This is a genomic window from Cupriavidus pauculus (assembly GCF_003854935.1).
GTDB classification, from domain to species: domain Bacteria; phylum Pseudomonadota; class Gammaproteobacteria; order Burkholderiales; family Burkholderiaceae; genus Cupriavidus; species Cupriavidus pauculus_C.
The window spans coordinates 3,212,620-3,229,838 of record NZ_CP033969.1 but is presented as its reverse complement, the minus strand read 5'-3'; the positions used below and the strand labels follow the sequence as shown (position 1 = coordinate 3,229,838).

The 17,219-nt window shown below is 71.7% G+C and carries 5 protein-coding genes; 4 read left to right on the top strand and 1 reads right to left on the bottom strand.

What is annotated here, in order from left to right; translation table 11 throughout:
- Positions 1-166 precede the first annotated feature (166 nt).
- Positions 167-12,199, top strand: coding sequence for a filamentous haemagglutinin family protein (locus tag EHF44_RS16175; protein ID WP_124684588.1), 12,033 nt, complete (start codon positions 167-169; stop codon positions 12,197-12,199).
- A gap of 44 nt (positions 12,200-12,243) precedes the next feature.
- Entirely contained in the window at positions 12,244-13,686 is a 1,443-nt protein-coding gene (locus tag EHF44_RS16170; protein WP_124684587.1) for a Hint domain-containing protein, read from the top strand.
- Between the two features lie 191 nt (positions 13,687-13,877).
- On the opposite strand, the gene EHF44_RS16165 is transcribed toward EHF44_RS16170, so the two are convergent.
- Complete coding sequence (locus EHF44_RS16165) at positions 13,878-15,053, bottom strand: substrate-binding domain-containing protein (RefSeq protein ID WP_124684586.1); 1,176 nt, start codon at positions 15,051-15,053, stop codon at positions 13,878-13,880.
- Positions 15,054-15,497: 444 nt separating this feature from the next.
- Here EHF44_RS16165 and EHF44_RS16160 point away from each other — a divergent pair, with 444 nt between their 5' ends.
- Both EHF44_RS16160 and gspK read left to right on the top strand, forming a co-directional pair.
- Positions 15,498-16,247, top strand: coding sequence for a hypothetical protein (locus EHF44_RS16160; protein ID WP_124684585.1), 750 nt, complete (start codon positions 15,498-15,500; stop codon positions 16,245-16,247).
- Positions 16,247-17,206, top strand: a complete 960-nt coding sequence (gene gspK, locus EHF44_RS16155; RefSeq protein ID WP_124684584.1) for a type II secretion system minor pseudopilin GspK — start codon at positions 16,247-16,249, stop codon at positions 17,204-17,206. The genes EHF44_RS16160 and gspK overlap by 1 nt, the downstream gene beginning before the upstream one ends.
- Positions 17,207-17,219 lie beyond the last annotated feature (13 nt).

The window sequence follows — 17,219 nt, the reverse complement described above, 5'->3', positions numbered from 1 at the left end:
AATCTGCGCAGGCCGGCGTGGCCGGCGCGCCACGGCCGCGCGCCCAGGCGCGTGCCGCCAGCCCTTGCGGCGCGCGGCTTCCGGCAAATCTGCCTATTTCCGTTCACGAACGCGTCACCGGTGGTCTGCAAGCTGCCGCGATTTTGAAGCGACCCCGTACCCGGCGATGAATCCCCTGCTCAAGCCCACCCCGCAAGTCCGCGCCCGCGCGCGCGCCACCGCATGGCGAGGCGTGCCGCGTCCGCTGGCGCAGGCGATGGCCGTCGTGCTGGCCGCGTGGTCCGCGCAGGCCACGGCCGCGGGCCCGGCCTTCAACGGCGCGTGGATCCGCCAGCAGGCCGGCCAGCAGGCAGCGGCCGATGCCGCGCGCATCGGCACGATGACGCAATGGGGCGCCACGCTCACGCCGCAGCAGATCCAGCAGATCAACGCGCAGACGCGCTTGTCGATCGCCAACCTGGGGCAGGTGGCGCAGGCCGCCGCGGCGGCGGCCGAGGCCCAGCGCAAGGCGCGCGAGGCGGCGCTGCGCGCGGCCGGCGGCGTGCCGGACGGCCTGGGCGAAGGCGGGCTCAAGGTCGATACCAACGCGGCCACGGCCGGCTGGAGCGGTGCCGACGGCCCCACGCAGACCATCGATCCCGCCACCGGCCGCGTGCTGGTGGGCGTGCGGCAGACCAGCGACCGCGCGATCCTGAACTGGGAAACGTTCAACGTCGGGCGCAACACATCGCTGCATTTCGACCAGCAGGCGAGCTGGGCCGTGCTGAACCGCGTCAACGACCCGCAGGCGCGTCCCAGCCAGATTCAGGGGCAGATCAGCGGCGCCGGTACGGTCATGGTGCTGAACCGTAATGGCGTGATCTTCTCGGGATCGAGCCAGGTCGATACGGGCAACCTCGTGGCCGCCGCGGCGCGCATGAGCGACGCGCAGTTTCGCGGCAACGGCCTGTACAGCACGAACACGGGCAGCACGTTCGCGCCAAGCTTTACCGACGCCAGCGGCAAGCTGATCGTCGAGGCCGGCGCGCAACTGAACACGCGCGCGCCGGCATCGGTCACGCAGGGCGGCGGGTACGCGCTGCTGCTGGGCGGCGAGGTGCGCAACGACGGCACGATCGCCACGCCGCGCGGCCAGGCGCAACTGGCCGCTGGCGACAGCTTCATCCTGCGCCCCGGCTACAGCTCGGACAGCAACCAGGTGTCCACCACGCGCGGCAACGAGGTGGCGGTGCTGCGCGCGGCGGACAGCGTGGCGGGGACGGTGGTCAACCGCGGCGTGATCCAGGCCGAACGGGGCGACATCACGCTCGCCGGGCACGACGTCCGGCAGGACGGCGTGGCGCTGTCCACCACGTCGGTCAGCCAGCGCGGCACGATTCACCTGCTGAACTCGGCCGCCGATACCAGCGGCCGCGTGACGCTGGGCAAGGGCAGCGTGACGGCCGTGCTGATCGAGGACAGCACCGACACGGCGCTCGACAGCCAGCGCGACGCGCTGATCGCCGAATCGAAGACCCAGGACGAGGCGCGCATCGCGGGCACGGCGATTCCAGCGGCGTTCGACAACCTGTCGCGGGCGCCGGACCGCCGCGACCAGTCGCGCGTGGAGGTGGTCTCGGGCGGCAACGTCACGTTCGACAACCAGTCGCTGACGCTGGCCACGGGCGGCCAGATCGCGGTCAGCGCGGCGGGCCGGGCCTTCGTGGCCGACGGTGCGCGGCTGGACGTGGCGGGGGCGCCGTCCGTCAAGGTGGCGATGGATGGCAACAACGTCAAGGTCAGCGTGCAGGGCAACGAGCAGCGCGACGCGCCGGGCAGCCGCGACAGCGGCAAGCTGACCAGCCAGGACGTATGGGTCGACGTGCGCGATCTCGTGCTGCTGCCGGCCGGCACCGGCGGCTACGCCACCGACCGCTACTACACGCCGGGCGGGCTGCTCGAAGTGGGCGGCTACCTGGGGACCACGGGCCACACGATCGGCGAATGGGCGGCCGTGGGGGGCTCGGTCCGGCTGGCAGGCAAGGAGGTGGTCACGCAGCGTGGATCGAGCGTGAACCTGGCGGGCGGCACCGTGGTGACCGCGGACGGCTTCATGCGCACGAGCTGGGTGCGCGGCAGCGATGGCGGCTTCTACGACGCCAACACGGCGCCGGGCGACCTGCTCTACGAAGGGCTCTACAACGGTTTCCAGGTGGACTACGCGCGCTGGGGCGTGACCGACCGCTTCTACAACACCGCGCTGGCGCCGACGTACCGGTGGCAGCGCGGCTACGTGACCGGGCGCGACGCGGGCAGGCTCGTCGTCGATGCGCCCACGGCCGTGCTGGAAGGCGACATCCACGCCAACGTGCTGCAGGGCGAGCGCCAGGTGGCGCGGCGCGATGCGGCCGTCACCGACGGCTACAAGGCCGCCCAGAACACGGCGGCGCAGGCCGGCCAGTTCGTGCTTGGCCACTTCCAGAACGACGCGCCGCTGCGCACGCAGCCGGCCGTGGACGTGCGTTTCACGGCCGGCGGCGCCGCGGCCACCGACGGCATGACCGCCGACGATGCGCTGGCGCCCGGGCGCACCGGCACCGCGTGGCTGGACGCCGCGCGCTTCTCGGGCTTCGGGCTCGGCGGCATCGAGGTCTATACGGGTGCGACGTTCCGCGTGGACGGTGCGCTCACGCTGGCCGATGGCGGCGCGCTGAAGGTGGTGGCGCCCCATATCGACGTCAACGCCAGCGTCACGGCCCGCGCGGGCAGCATCCGGCTGGGCAACGTGCTGGCGCGCAGCGGCACGTTTGCGGAGACGCCGCTGGGCATCGACGGCAAGGCGTACGCGACGATCGGGCCGGACGTGACGCTGGATGTGCGCGGCAAGTGGGTCAACGCGCTGCGCGATGGATCGGACGCGGCGGCGCTGGCGTTCGCCGATGGCGGCACGGTCGACATCGGCTCCACCCACGACGTGACCGTGGCGCGTGGCGCGGTGGTCGACGCATCGGGCGGCGGCGCGGTGCTGGCCGATGGATCGCTGCACGGCGGCAGGGGCGGGTCGGTCACGCTGGCCGCCAACGCGCCCGGCGCCAGCGCGGCGGGCATGACGCCCGACCCGGCGTCGACGCTGCATCTGGATGGCGACGTACGCGGCTACGCGGCCGGCGCGGGCGGCACGCTGGCGGTGTCGGCGGGCACCGTCCGCATCGGCGGTGCGTCAGCGGCCGGGCCCGGCGAACTGCTGCTGCCGGCATCGCTGTTCGCCAGCGGCTTCGGGGTGTACGACATCAACGGCTTCAACGCGCTGACCGTGGCGGACGGCACGCGGCTCGATGTCACGCGACCGGTCTACCGGCTGACCGACGCGGCGCGCCAGGCGCCCACCGGCACCGATCCGGCCAGTGCGATGGCGCGCTGGCTGCCGCCGGCATACCTGGAAGATGCCGCCCGGGGCGTGCTGACGCAACGGGCCGGGGCCGACCTGACGCTGCGCTCGGCCGCGTACTACGACAACGCGGGCGGCTACCTGTCGGGCGGCAGGATCGACATCGGCACGGGCACCGTGCTGCAGGTGGACGCGGGCCACGCGATCCGCGTGGACGGCAAGGACCGCATCCGCGTGGATGGCACGCTGGTGGCGCCGGGCGGCAGCATCGCCGTGCTCAATACGCGGGTGCCGGGCGGCGGCAAGGCCGATCCGTCCCCGGGCGACCTTGCCATCGTGATTGACGACCATGCGCGGCTCGATGTGGCCGCCCGCGCGGCCACGGCGCGCGACCAGTATGGCCGCGCCTACGGCGTGGTGCCCGACGGCGGCGCCATCGTGCTGGGCAGCGAGGGCGGCGTGGTGGACGACACCCGGGCGCCGGTGTCGTCCGATGCGTTCGTGATCGTGCGCGCCGGCGCGGTGCTCGATGCATCGGGCACGTCGGCAAGCCTGGCAACGGGCGCGGTATCGAACCGGCTCGATCCGATGTTCCAGGCCGTGTACGACGCCGCGAGCGGTGGCGGCCGCATCGCCGTGCGCAGCTTCAGCGGCTTCACGCTGGACGGCCGGATGACCGCGGCGGCCGGCGGCGCCACCGCGCGCGGCGGGGCGCTGACACTCGAACTGCAATCGCCGCTGTACCGCGACACGGCGCTGCCCGACGCAGCGCGTGTGCCGCGCGAGCTGCTGGTCAGCCAGCATGACCAGGCGTCCACCCCGTACGCGCTGGGGCGCGGCGCGATCAGCGTCGACCGCATTGCGGCCGGGCGCTTCGACGACCTGTCGCTGGTATCGGTGGACGCGGTGGGATTCGTGGGCAGCGTCGACCTTGCGATGCGGCAGAGCCTGCATGTCGGCGCTGGCTGGATCGACGCGGCGTCGCTGGCGGGCGCGGTCGTGCCGGACACCCACGTGACGCTGTCGGCCCCGTACGTGGCGCTGGATGCGGCACCGCGCGCGTCGACCGTCACGGACAGCCGGGCCTATCCGGTGGTGAAGCCACAGCTCCAGCGCGCGCGGGCAGAGACCGACGCGTCGCTGTCGGTGCGGGCCAGCCTGATCGACCTGGGCACGATCGACCTCGCCGGCATGACGGGCGACGTCCAGCTGGCCAACGGCAGGCAGATGGCCGTGGCGCGTGCCGGCTTCGGCAGCGTGGACTTCACGAGCCAGGGCGATATCCGGCTGGCCGGCGCGCTGCGCGCATCGCGCGTGCTGACGCTGGATGCGGCACAGATCTACCCGGTGTCCTCGGCCACGGCATCGCTGTTCGCCACCGAGCGCATCGCGCTGGGCCGGACCACGGCCGACGCGCCGGCGCAACCGTTGGCGGTGTTCGGCAGCCTGACGATCCAGGCGCCCGACGTGCGGCAGGGCGCCGTGCTGCGCGCGCCGCTGGGCAAGCTCCAGATCGGCGTGGGCAACGTCAGCGAGGCCATCGGCGACAAGCCGTTTGTCACCGACACGGTGGCGTTCCTGCCGGGCAGCATCACCTCGGTCAGCGGCGCCGGCCTGAGCCTGCCGTACGGTGGCACCACGGACGGCATCACGTACACGTACCGCAAGGCCGATGGCACCACGCAGGAGGTCAGGCTGGCCGACAGCGCCATCAACGTCATCGGGCAGCATATCGACGTGCAACAGGGCGCGCTGCTCGACCTCTCGGGCGGCGGCGACCTGCGCGGCGTGGCGTTCGTGAGCGGGCGCGGCGGATCGGTGGACGTGCTGAACACGGCGCTGGCCAATGCCAGCCCGGCCAATACGTTCAGCGATGCCGGCAACGCGGTCTATGCGATCGTGCCGTCCATGCAGGCCGCCTACGCGCCGGTGGATGCTGCCGCGCGCAACGCTCCCGGCGTGGGGCGCCAGATCACGGTGCCGTCCGGCGTGCCGGGCCTGCCGGCGGGCACCTATACGCTGATGCCGGCCAGCTATGCGCTGATGCCCGGCGCGTTCCGCGTGGAACTGGGCGGCACGGCCAGCCTGGCCCAGCAGGGCGTGCTGGCCCTGCGCAACGGGTCGTACGCGGTGTCGGCGGTGCAGGGCGTGGCCAATGGCGCCGTGCGCGACGCCCAGCCCACGCGCGTGATCGTCACGGGGGCCGATACGGTGCGCAAGTACGCGCAGTACAACGAAACCGGCTATGCCGACTTTGCGCGCGAGCAGGCCAGCACGCTGGGCAACCCGCTGGCGGCCCTGCCTTCCGACGGCCACGCGCTGAACCTGAAGCTGGGCGTGCCGGCGACGCCCGGCGACGCGCTCACGTTCGATGGCCGCGCGGTGTTCGACGCCGCCAGCGGGGGGCGGAATCCCGGCTACGTGACGGTCGACGCCACGCTGGCCACGACCCCGGTCGAGGTGCGTCCGGCGGGCACGGCGGCGACCGACGGCATGGCGTCGGTCACGGACCGCAGCCTGAACGCGCTGCAGGCGCCGCGGCTGGTGCTGGGCGGCACGATCGTTGCCGAGGCCGCGAACCCGGGCAGTTTCTCGATCAACACGATGACGCGGGCGCTGAACGTCCGCGAGGGCAGCGTCGTGCGCGCGCCGGAGATCATCGCCACCGCCGGCGTCGGCGGCATCACGATCGAGTCGGGCGCGCGGCTGGACACGCTCGGCATGGGCACCGCCACGCCGTTCCGATCGGCGGACGGCTATGTCTATCGCGCGGGCCAGGCCAACGGCGTCAATGCGCTGCCCGTGCTGGCGCTGTCCAACAACTGGCTGGACCTGCGCACGGAAAGTGTCTCGGCCCAGAGCGGCGGCATCCGCATCGGCGCGGCGCGCCTCTACACCGAGGGGTCGCTGGCGCTGATGCTGCAGGGCGCCGGCACGCTGACGATGGACGATGCGCTGCGTTTCGGCGCGCGCGAGCTGAGCCTGTCCGGGTCCAGCATCAATATCGGCAGCGCCGGCGCGCTGGCCGCCGCGGCGCGGGACAACGTGCTGCCGGCCGGGCTGCAGTTCAACCAGGCGCTGCTGGACCGCCTGCTGGCCGGCAACGACGAGCCCGGCGTGCCCGCGCTGGCGTCGCTGCGGCTGGGCGCCAGCAGCGCGATCAACTTCTTCGGCACGGTGGACGTGAGCGCCATCGACCCCGCCACCGGCAAATCGCGCCTGGGCGAGCTGATCCTGACCACGCCGGCGATCTACGGCCGGGGCGAGGCGGGCGACGTGGCCACGCTGACGGCCGGCAAGCTGATCTGGAGCGGCGTGAGCGACGGCGTGGCCTACAACACGACCACGCAGCCGTCGAGCGCGCGGCCGGGCGCGGTGCTGGACGGCGGCGCGGGCATGGGACGCGGCACGCTGAACCTCGTGGCCGACGACATCGTGCTGGGCTATGCCAGCTTTGCGGCGCCCGATTCCCGGCTGAATCTCAATCACATGATCCTCGGGTTCTCCACCGCCAACCTGACAGCGGCCCGCAGTATCTCGGCCAACCACCGCAACACGCTGTCCGCGTGGCAGGCGCAGGGCAGCTATGTGCCGGGGCAGGGCTACCAGTACAGCGGCGGCAATCTGAACCTGAACACCCCGCTGCTGATGGGCGACGCGGGATCGGTCACGCAGTACGTGGCGGGCGGGGCGCTGACCGTGGCGCAGCAGCCCGGCCAGCAGGACGCGGCGGCCGGCGCCGGCGCGCGCGGCGCGGAGATCGGCCTGCGCGGCGGCACCGTCACGCTGGCGTCGCACGTGGCGCTGCCGAGTGGCAAGCTCGTGGCGACGGCCACCGGCGACATCACGCTGACCGACGCGGCGCAGATCGACCTGGCGGGCCGCGACAAGACGTACTTCGACCAGACCCGCGCCACGCCGGGCGGCGACCTGGTGCTGGAGAGCGCCAGCGGCAACGTCACGCAGGCGGCGGGGTCGCGCATCGACGTGTCCGCGCCGCTGGGCGCGGCGGCCGGCACCATCCAGGTCACGGCGCTGGGCGAAGGTGCCGGGCGCGTCGACCTGGCGGGCCGCATCGACGGCGGCGCCGGTGACGGGGTGGACCCGGCGGCCAGCGGCGCGATCGACATCCGCGCGCGCGTGCTGGCGGACTTTGGTGGCCTGAACCGGCGCCTGAACGACGGCGTCGTGTTTGGCGCGCGCAGCTTCGTGGTGAAGCAGGGCGACCTCGTGATTGGCGACGAACTGCGCGCCCATGCGGTGACGGTGTCGGCGGACGGCGGCAGCCTGACCGTGAACGGCAAGGTCGACGCCAGCGGCACGTCGCCGGGCAGCATCCGGCTGGCCGCGCGCGACAACCTGACGATTGCCGGCGGCGCGCTGCTGGACGCCCACGCGACGACGCTGGATGTGGACGGCTACGGCCAGCCCATCGACGCGACGAACCGCGCCACCGTGGCGCTGTCAGCGGCCGGCGGCACGCTGACGCTGGCGCCCGGCGCGCACGTCGACCTGCGCTCGGCCGATGCCGTGGCGCGCGGCCGGCTGGTGCTCGATGCCGGCCGGGCCGGATCGGCCACGGCCAACGACATGCGCATCGAAGCGTCGGGGCCGATCACCGTGGATGGCGCGGCCAGCATCGCGGTGCAGGGCTTCTGGCGCTACGACAACGCGCCGGCGGACCCCGTGCCGACGCTCGACGGCCGGACCAACCAGATCGTCACGCAGGCGTACCTCGATTCGCTGCACCAGGACAGCCTGGCGTTCATCGATGGCGCCCAGCGCAACGCCGGCCTGCTGGCGCGGCTGGCTGGCCTGCGCAGCTATGGCGCGGCCTATCACCTGCGGCCCGGCGTGGAGATCGCCAGCCGCACGGCCAACGGCAACCTGACCGTCAGCGGCGACGTGGACCTGTCCGGCTACCGCTACGGCCCCAACGCCACCAGCGTGCGCGGCAGCGGCGAGCCGGGTGCCCTTGTGCTGCGCGCGGGCGGCGACCTGAACATCTTCGGCAGCATCACCGACGGCTTTGCGCCGCCCGTTGCCACGCCCGACGATGCCAACTGGAAGCTCGCGGCCGGCATTGAGCCGTCGCGCGGCGAGCTGGTGCTGCCGGTGGCCGTGACGCTGCGCGGCGCCACGTCGGGCGTGGTGACATCGTTCACCAACGTCAATGGCGCGCTCGGCTTCGACATCCCGGTGCGGGCCACGGGGTTGAAGGCCGGCGTGGAAGTGCCCACGCGCGTGGCGCTGAACGCGGCCGCGACGATTCCGGCCGGCACCACGCTGCGCGCCGCCGTGCGCAATCCGGACGGCAGCGTGCGCTTTGCGGCCGGCACGGTGATCGCACAGGCCACCAGCCTGGCGCGCGGCAGCCAGCTCGACGCCGGCACGGTGCTGCCCGTGCTGCTGCAGGTGCAGGCGTTCACGGTGCCCGCCGGCACGCCGCTGTCGATCTTCTCCGGCGCGGCCAGCCTGGCGGCCAATGTGCAGGTGCCGTCCGGCACCAAGCTGCCGCCGGGCATCAACCTGCAGTTCGCCAATGCGGCGGGTACCGGCACGGTGGCCAGCATCGACCTGCGGCCGACGGTGGCGGGCAGCCAGGGCCGGCTGTGGGCAGTGGCGCCGATGCTGGCGGCGGGTTCGGACTCGTGGTCGATGCGGCTGGCGGGCGGCGCGGATACGGCTTCGGCCGATACGCGCACGCTGCAGGCCCCCAGCGGGCTGGGCGGCGCGGGCAGCATCCGGCTGTCGGACTATCACTACACATCGATCCGCAGCACGGTCAGGCAGCCCGTGTTCAGCGTGGTCCGTACCGGCACCGGCGACCTGGACATGCTGGCCGGCGGCGACGTCTTCCAGGCCACACCCTACGGCGTCTATACCGCGGGCACGCAGGCAGCCGGCATCGGCGCCAATGGCAGCGACCCGTTCAACCTGGCGCGGGGCGCCAGCAACGGGTCGGTGCTGGGCGCGGGGGTGGCGGCGGGCTACGAGGCGCTGGTCGGCAACGGCAACTACCAGGCGTGGTATCCGCAGCGCGGCGGCGACGTGCGGGTCGCCGCGCAGGGCGACCTGCGGGGCGACCTGATCGGGACGCAGAATGCCGGTCCGCTTGCCGGCATGGTGGCGAGCAACCTGATCGGCAACTGGCTGTGGCGGCAGGGCGGCGACGAGATCGGCCAGCGCACGGCCTGGTGGATCAACTTCGGCACGTATGCGCAACCGTATGGCGTCGATGCGCCGGGCAGGAACACGCAGGTCATCGGCTTTACCGGCATCGGCGCGCTGGGCGGCGGCAATGTGCGGGTCGATGTCGGTGGCAATGCCGGCGTGCTGTCCGACCGCGGGAACAGCGAGGTCCTGCGCAGCAGCGGGCTCAACATCGTATCGGGCGGCAGCGGACGGGTGGTCGACGGCGCGCTCGTGCAGACCGGCGGGGGCCGTCTCGACGTCCGCATCGGCGGGGCCTGGAACCCGGGGCAGACACTGTCGCAGGGTGCTGGCGACCTGACGAATGCGCCGGACCTGTCTGGCTCGGTGGTCAACCTGCGCGGCAACACCGTGCTGGCGGCGGCGTCGGTGGGGTATGTGTCGGGGACGGGCGGCACGGATCCCTCCGACCCGCGCTGGCAGGGTACCGCCCCCAGGCTGATCGATCCGACGATTGGCGGCGGCATCTACGTCGCACCGGGCGATGGAGAGGTCGCCGTGACGACGCGCGGCGACCTGGTGCTGACCGGCGCCCTGGACCCGGGACGCGCCCGGCTGGCGAGCACCACACCGTTCCAGGCGCAGGGCCGGGCCTTTGCGGGCGGCGGCTACAGCTGGTTCTCGCTGTGGACCGACCGCAGCGGCCTGTCGCTGGCGTCCAGCGGCGGGAACGTATCGCCCATCCAGATGCAGCGGGGCCCGGCCTCGCTGTCGGGCGGCTTCGATACCGACGGCGGCTATCTCTATCCGGGCGCCCTGCGTGTGGAGGCCGCGAGCGGCAGCATCTTCTATGGCAAGAGCGACGCTTCGGAAACCCGCGCGTTGCTGCTGGCGCCCACGCGCTCGGGCACCCTGGAAATGCTGGCCGCCGGCGATATCCGCGCGCGGGACTTTCCGGTCAACGTGTCGGGGGCCGACCCCGCCCTGCTGCCGACGCCGTTCCATCCGGCCTTCGAGGCACGGTCCGGCGACAGTACGGTCGGGATCGTGACCAACGTGGCGTCGTCGGGCGGCGCCTCGGTCAATGCCCGCCGCAACTGGCTCTTCACGTACCAGCCGAACACCTACAAGGCCCCCGGCGATGATGGCGCGCGCGACCCGCTGCGCTTCTATGCCGTCGATGGCGACGTGGTGGGGCTGCGCACGGGGCAGATCGTGTCCTTCGGCGGCAATGCGGTGACGCCCGGCGACACCTGGTATGTCGGCAGCCGTCCGGTGTGGGTGCAGGCCGGCCGCGACGTCGTGGGCGCTGGCACCCGGCCGGGCCAGGTGGCCGGGTCCGGACTGCCGGGCAGCGCGTACACCGGCAACCTGTTCGTCCACGCCGCACCGCACGACATCTCGGTGGTGTCGGCGGGCCGCGACATCGTGCAGTCGAGCTTCAACGTGGCAGGGCCCGGCCTGCTGGAGGTGCGCGCCGGGCGCAACCTGTACCAGGCGGACAAGGGATCGATCGAAAGCCTGGGCGCCATCGTCAACGTCGATCCGGCCAACCGCTCGGGCGGGGCGTCGATCGTCGCCATGGCCGGCGTGGGCGCCAGCGGCCCGGACTACGGCGCGTTCGCGCGTCGCTATTTCTCGGCCGGCAACGCGGCCGACGCCGCCTACGGGCTTGACGATCCGGCCAACGCGGGCAGGGTGGCCCGGACCTACGAGAAGGAACTGGCCGCATGGCTGGCGGCCCGCTACGGCGAGGGCGGCACCGGCGGGGCGGTCGAGCGCTTCCTGGCGCTGTCGCCGGCCGAGCAGGGCATCTTCGTGCGCGAGGTCTACTTCAACGAGCTGCGCGCGAGCGGCCGCGAGTACACGGATGCGTCCGGCCGGCGCGCGGGCAGCTACCTGCGCGGGCGCCAGGCCATCGCCACGCTGTTCCCGGCCCAGGACGGCCGGGGCAATGCCATTGCCTACGACGGCGACATCACGCTGTTCGGGGGCTCGGGCATCCGCACGGACTTCGGCGGCCATGTCGAGACGCTGACGCCAGGCGGCCGGACCGTGATCGGCGTGGAAGGCGTGGTGCCGCCGGCATCGTCGGGCCTGCTGACGCAGGGCACCGGCGATATCCGGATGTACTCGCGCGACAGCATCCTGCTGGGCCTGTCGCGCATCTTCACCACGTTCGGCGGCGACATCACGGCGTGGTCGGCCACGGGCGACATCAACGCCGGGCGCGGGGCCAAGACGACGGTGGTGTTCTCGCCGCCGCGGCGCCTCTATGACGACGTGGGCAATGTCACGCTGTCGCCCACGGTGCCCAGCACCGGCGCCGGCATCGCCACGCTCAATCCGATTCCGGAGATCGCGCCCGGCGACATCGACCTGATCGCGCCGCTGGGCACCATCGACGCGGGCGAGGCAGGCATCCGCGTCTCGGGCAACGTCAACCTGGCGGCGCTGCAAGTGGTGAACGCGGCAAACATCCAGGTACAGGGCAAGGCAACCGGGCTGCCGGCCATGGCCAGCGTCAACGTCGGTGCGCTGACGTCGGCCAGTGCCGCGGCAAGCGCGGTGAACCAGGCGGCCGAAGACCTGGCCCGCCAGCAGACGGCCAATGCGAAGGAACGCATGCCGTCGGTCGTGTCGGTCCAGGTGCTCGGTTTCGGGGAGGGCGGGCAATAGCGCGCACGCGATTCAATCATTCATGAACGGACGAGGAGTTTGAAGTGGCGATCGATTTGATGCAGTACAACGGTGTCGAGATTCAGGCGGGAAACTACGCCTACCTGTTCAGCCCGCCCGTTGACAACGGCGACGGGACATGGACCTTGCCGGCCCAGAGCAATGACTACAGCGCCGACATTCCGCGCGAGATGGCCGGTGGCATCGAGCGGGGGCCCATCACGCTCACCATTACTGACGCGGGGAACGGAACCTACAACTTTAGCATCGATACCACCTATCTGAACGGCCCCATGGCCGGGCCGCAACACTACCTGCAGATGACCGGCGTTCGGGTGGTGGCGACCAGCGCCGATGCCATCGTGCTCGTCAACAACTTTGGCGAGTACATCCTGCTGACGACCGATGACATGTACGTCAATGAGGAAAACGGGCTGGGTTACATGCCGGCCAACACCGTGCTGGACAATGCAGGCCAGCCGGCTTTCGAGCCGCCTGCTCCCTGCTTTGCGGCGGGCACCCGGCTTGCGACGGTAGGTGGCACGATTGCAGTCGAAGCGCTGAAGGAAGGAGACGTCGTGCTGACGGCTGCCGGGCAGGCGCGCGAAGTACGGTGGATCGGCCACAGCCACGTGAACTGCGCCCGTCACCCGCGCCCCTGGGAAGTCCTGCCGATCCGCATCAAGGCGCATGCGTTTGCCGACGGCCGCCCGGCGCGTGACCTGGTCGTGTCGCCCGGCCATGCGATCTATGTCGAAGGCGTGCTGATCCCGGCGGGCTTCCTGCTCAACGGCGCCACCATCGTGCAGGAAAGCGTGCAGACGGTGGACTACTACCACGTCGAACTCGATGCCCACGACGTGCTGCTGGCCGAAGACCTGCCGTGCGAAAGCTACCTCGATGACGGCAACCGCAACGCCTTTGCCAATGCCGGCCAGCACGCCGCGCTGCACGGCCGCCTGGATCCGCAAAGCTGGGAGAACGCCTGCGCCCCGTGCGTGATGGCGGGCCCGCAACTGGTGGAGGTGCGCCACATGCTGCTGGACCGCGCCATCGCGCTTGGCTACCGGCGCGAGACCGATGCGGACCTGCACCTGACGGTGGAAGGCGCCCGCATGCAGGCACTGCACGGCCACGGCCAGCGCCAGTGGTTCGTCGTCCCGGCCGGCACCGGCGAGGTGGCGCTGGCCTCGCGCAGCGGCGTGCTGGCACAGTTGTTCGCCGACGCGCAGGACGGGCGCGAGCTGGGCGTGTGCATCAGCGAGGTACGTGTGAACGGCCAACCGCTGCCGCTGGACGGCGATGCGTTCGCGCAGGGGTTCTATCCGCTGGAGACGCAGGGCGCCACGCCGTGGCGCTGGACGAACGGCAACGCCCGGCTGGCGCTGCTGGCCAGCGATGCACCGGCCATGATCGAGATCACTACCGTCATGCAGATGGTGTCGTGGCAGGCGCCGGCGCTGCATGTCGCGCGCATGGCCGCCTGACGCTTGGCTGCCCTCTCCCGCACGGCGGGGGAGGGCGGGGCGGGGCGGGGCGGGGGTGGGGCGAAAGACCCGCCTTCCGGCCGCGATTCCGGCCCTGATGCAGACGATAAAAATCCCCGCCACGCCTTGCGGCGCGCGGGGTTCTTGCCGTTGGCAGGCGCCCCCGTGCGGAGGCGCCTCCCGTCAGACCATCAGCGACCAGCCTTGCCAGCGCAGGCGGTGGCGTTGCCGATGTTCAGGTTCAGCGAGTTGTTGTTGGCCAGCAGATTGCCACGGATGGCGTCGACAATCGCGGTCGGCAGCGGCGCGAAGCCGTTGCCGTTGATGCGATTGACCTGAGCCGACGTGTAGTTCGTGTGTGCATCCAGGAACGCCAGGATCTTGCTCCGGACGTTCGCATCGGCGTAGCACTGAACGTGGTCAAGGAACGTGAAACCCACGATCGGGTAGCCCGAGGCGGGGTTCGCCACGGTCGGCGCCCAGCTTGCCGGCAGGGCCAGGTTCGCGCCCAGCGTGGCCGTCGACAGGCCAGCCGTGGTGTTGGCGGCGGTCGGGGTGTACGACACGCCGTTGTTCTTGTTGGTCAGACGCGCAGCCGGCAGGTTCTTGGTCGCAACCGTCGACGAAGGGGCCAGGGTGGCATTGATGTAGTCCGGGCTCAGGTAGCCGATGGCGTTGCCCAGCGAATCCACGGCGTCGCGCACGCCGCCGCTGCCCGTGGCGGCCGAGAAGTTGCTCGGCACGCCGCCCGGGAAGTTGTTGGCGAACGTGGTGCCGGCCGTGAAGGCCACGTTGGAGTTGCCCGAGGTGCCCGTGGTGCAGACCGCAGCCAGGTGGCGCGTCAGGATTTCCGTCGTGCCGCTGCTGTCGCCGCGATACACGACCTTGATGGCCGTGCCGGCCGGGAAGCCTGCGTTGATGGCGTTCCAGTCGTTGATCTTGCCCGAGAAGATGCCGCAAAGCTGGTCGGTGCTCAGCGTCAGGTTCGCCAGGCCGTTCTTGAACGGAATGCCGACGGCCGTGGCCACGGACGGCATTTGCACCAGCGGGCCAGCGGCGGCGGTGTTGAAGTTGCTGATTTCGGTCGACGACAGCACCGAGTCGCTGCCGGCGAAGTGCACGACGGTGTCGTTGCGGCCGGTGGCGGTGTTGAAGGCGGCCGGGTTGTTCGTCAGCAGGGCCGTCTTGCCGGCGCCGCTACCCGTGGAGGCGTACGAGTAATCGGCCGGGAACTGCTGGATTTCCTGCTTGTACAGGAATTCGGGCAGCGTGGCGCCACCACCGACGACGGTCTGGGCCATGACGGCGGTCGCCGAGAAAGCGGCGGCCGCGCAAGCGGCCTGGATCAGTGCGTGCTTCAGTTTCACAGTGCAACTCCCTGTTGGGTGGAAAGCATGGAATGGATGACATGCATGACTGGTGAAGCCGCGGGTGACGCTGCTGTGGCGTCATGCCCGCAGACGGCATTCTTGGCAACAGCGATGAAAGCCCACGGATGGCACTGTGAAGAGATGACGAAACTGGCTCATGCCATTTCGTTATGTTGACGCGCGCCGGCCGGCCCTGCGGAGCATGAGGCGGACGGCGGACGAAGGCGGGGTGCGCCGGATGCGGGGGGCGCGGCCCCTGTATGACCGGAGCGGGGCGGATGTGTTTCGCGATATTCGCAGATTCGGTCACGGCCGCGCAAATCCTGCTTTGTAACGTGGCACACATCGCCGGCCACGACGCCCGCGAGCACAACAACTGCATTCCGGCTTCGACTCAGGGGAGCGGCTGTGGCCCATCGACGTTTCGACAGGCACACGCCCATGAAACTCGCATTGCATCCGGTAGACGCGCGCATGATCTCGGTCCAGGCCTATCTCGACGAGTACGGCGCCCGGGCCCTGCAGGGGGAGGCCCCGCAGCCGCGCTGCCCGCTGTGCCACCGCGCGCTGTTGCTGATCGGCGCGCTCAGTACCCGCATTCGCCCGCGCTTCAGCCATGGCGCGAACTGCCGCCTGCCGTGCCCGCTGGTGCGGCACGGCGACCTGCCCGACGGGCTGCGGATCGACCCGTCGCCGGACGTCCACGTGTCGGTGGCCCAGCGCCACGCCTATGTGTCGCGCTGGGAATGGCATCTGCAGCGGATGCGGCGTGACGACCTGCTGCCATCGATGCCGGTCGAGCGCTTCCTGTCGCTGGCCGAACTGGCCACGCAGGGCGGGCTCTGGCGCCAGGCCGGGCTGCACCCGGCGCTGGTGCCGTATCTGCAACTGGCGATGGCGGGCTTCCTGCCCGGCGAACGCGGCACGCGGCATGGCGGCAGTTCCGTGCGGTTCTGGTTCGACGGATCGGCCGGCAGCGTGGCGGACGTGCAGGCGCTGCGCGACCCCGCGCCGCGCTTCTACAAGGCGTACTACGCCCGGCCGCGCCTGGCCACGGTGCCGTCGCAGCACCACATGTTCCACCTGGAGGAGGTGGCGCTGGACCTGGGCTTCCTGGCCGGGCCGCGCCCCGGAATGCCGGCCGCCGATGTCGAGGCGTGCTGGGCGTGGCTGTCCGGACGGGGATCGTGATGCCGCGCCAGCGCGGTGCGGCCGTGGTCACGGCGCTGCTGGTGGTGGCGCTGTGCGTGACGCTGGTGACGACGATGTTCGTGCAGCAGCAGGCGTCCACGCGCGCCGTGGAATCGCGCCGGCTGCGGGCGCAGGGCGAGGCCATGCAGGACGCGATCACGGCGTGGGCGGTGGCCATCGTGCAGGAAAGCGGCACGCAGTCGTCGATCGATCATCTGCGCCAGCGCTGGGCCGAGCCACGCCCGCCGGCGCCGCTGGCGGCGTGGATCGGCGCGGCGGCGGCATCGCATGCGACGCTGTCCGGCGCCGGGGACATCGAGGTAGGTGCCGAGATCGAGGATGCCCAGGGGCGCTTCAACCTGATGACGCTGGTCACGGCCGCCAGCCTGACCGAGCCGCCCGGCGTGAGCGCCGTGGGCGTGCAGGCGTATCGGCGGTTGCTGGCGTCGCTGTCGCTCGACACCAGCCTGGCGGCGCCGACGGCGGACTACATCCTGCGCACACTGCGTCCCGACGGCCCGCTGCCGCTGCTGCGCGCCGCGGACCTGCGCGCCGTGCGGGGCTATACGCCGCAGGCGGTGGCCCGGCTGGCGCCGTTCGTCGTGGCGCTGCCCGAGCCGACGTCGCTGAACATCAACACGGCGGGGCCGGAACTGCTGGCGGCCTTCGTGCCGGGGCTGACGGTGTCGCAGGCCAGCACGCTGATTGCCGATCGCGATCGTGCCTACTGGCGCGGCGTGAGCGACCTGCCGCTGCGGGCGGCGGCGATGACGCCGGCGGGCGGCGAACTCCAGGGCCTGATGCTGGACGCGGGCAGCCACTACTTCATCGTCCATGGAACGGTACGCAGCGGGCGCGCCGTGCGCCGCGTGCAGGCGCTGCTGTACCGCAGCGGCATCGGCGTGGCCGTGCGCACGCGCGTGCTCTGGGTGCGCGAGCCGGACGACGCGGCGCCATGACGCTCGCCCCGGC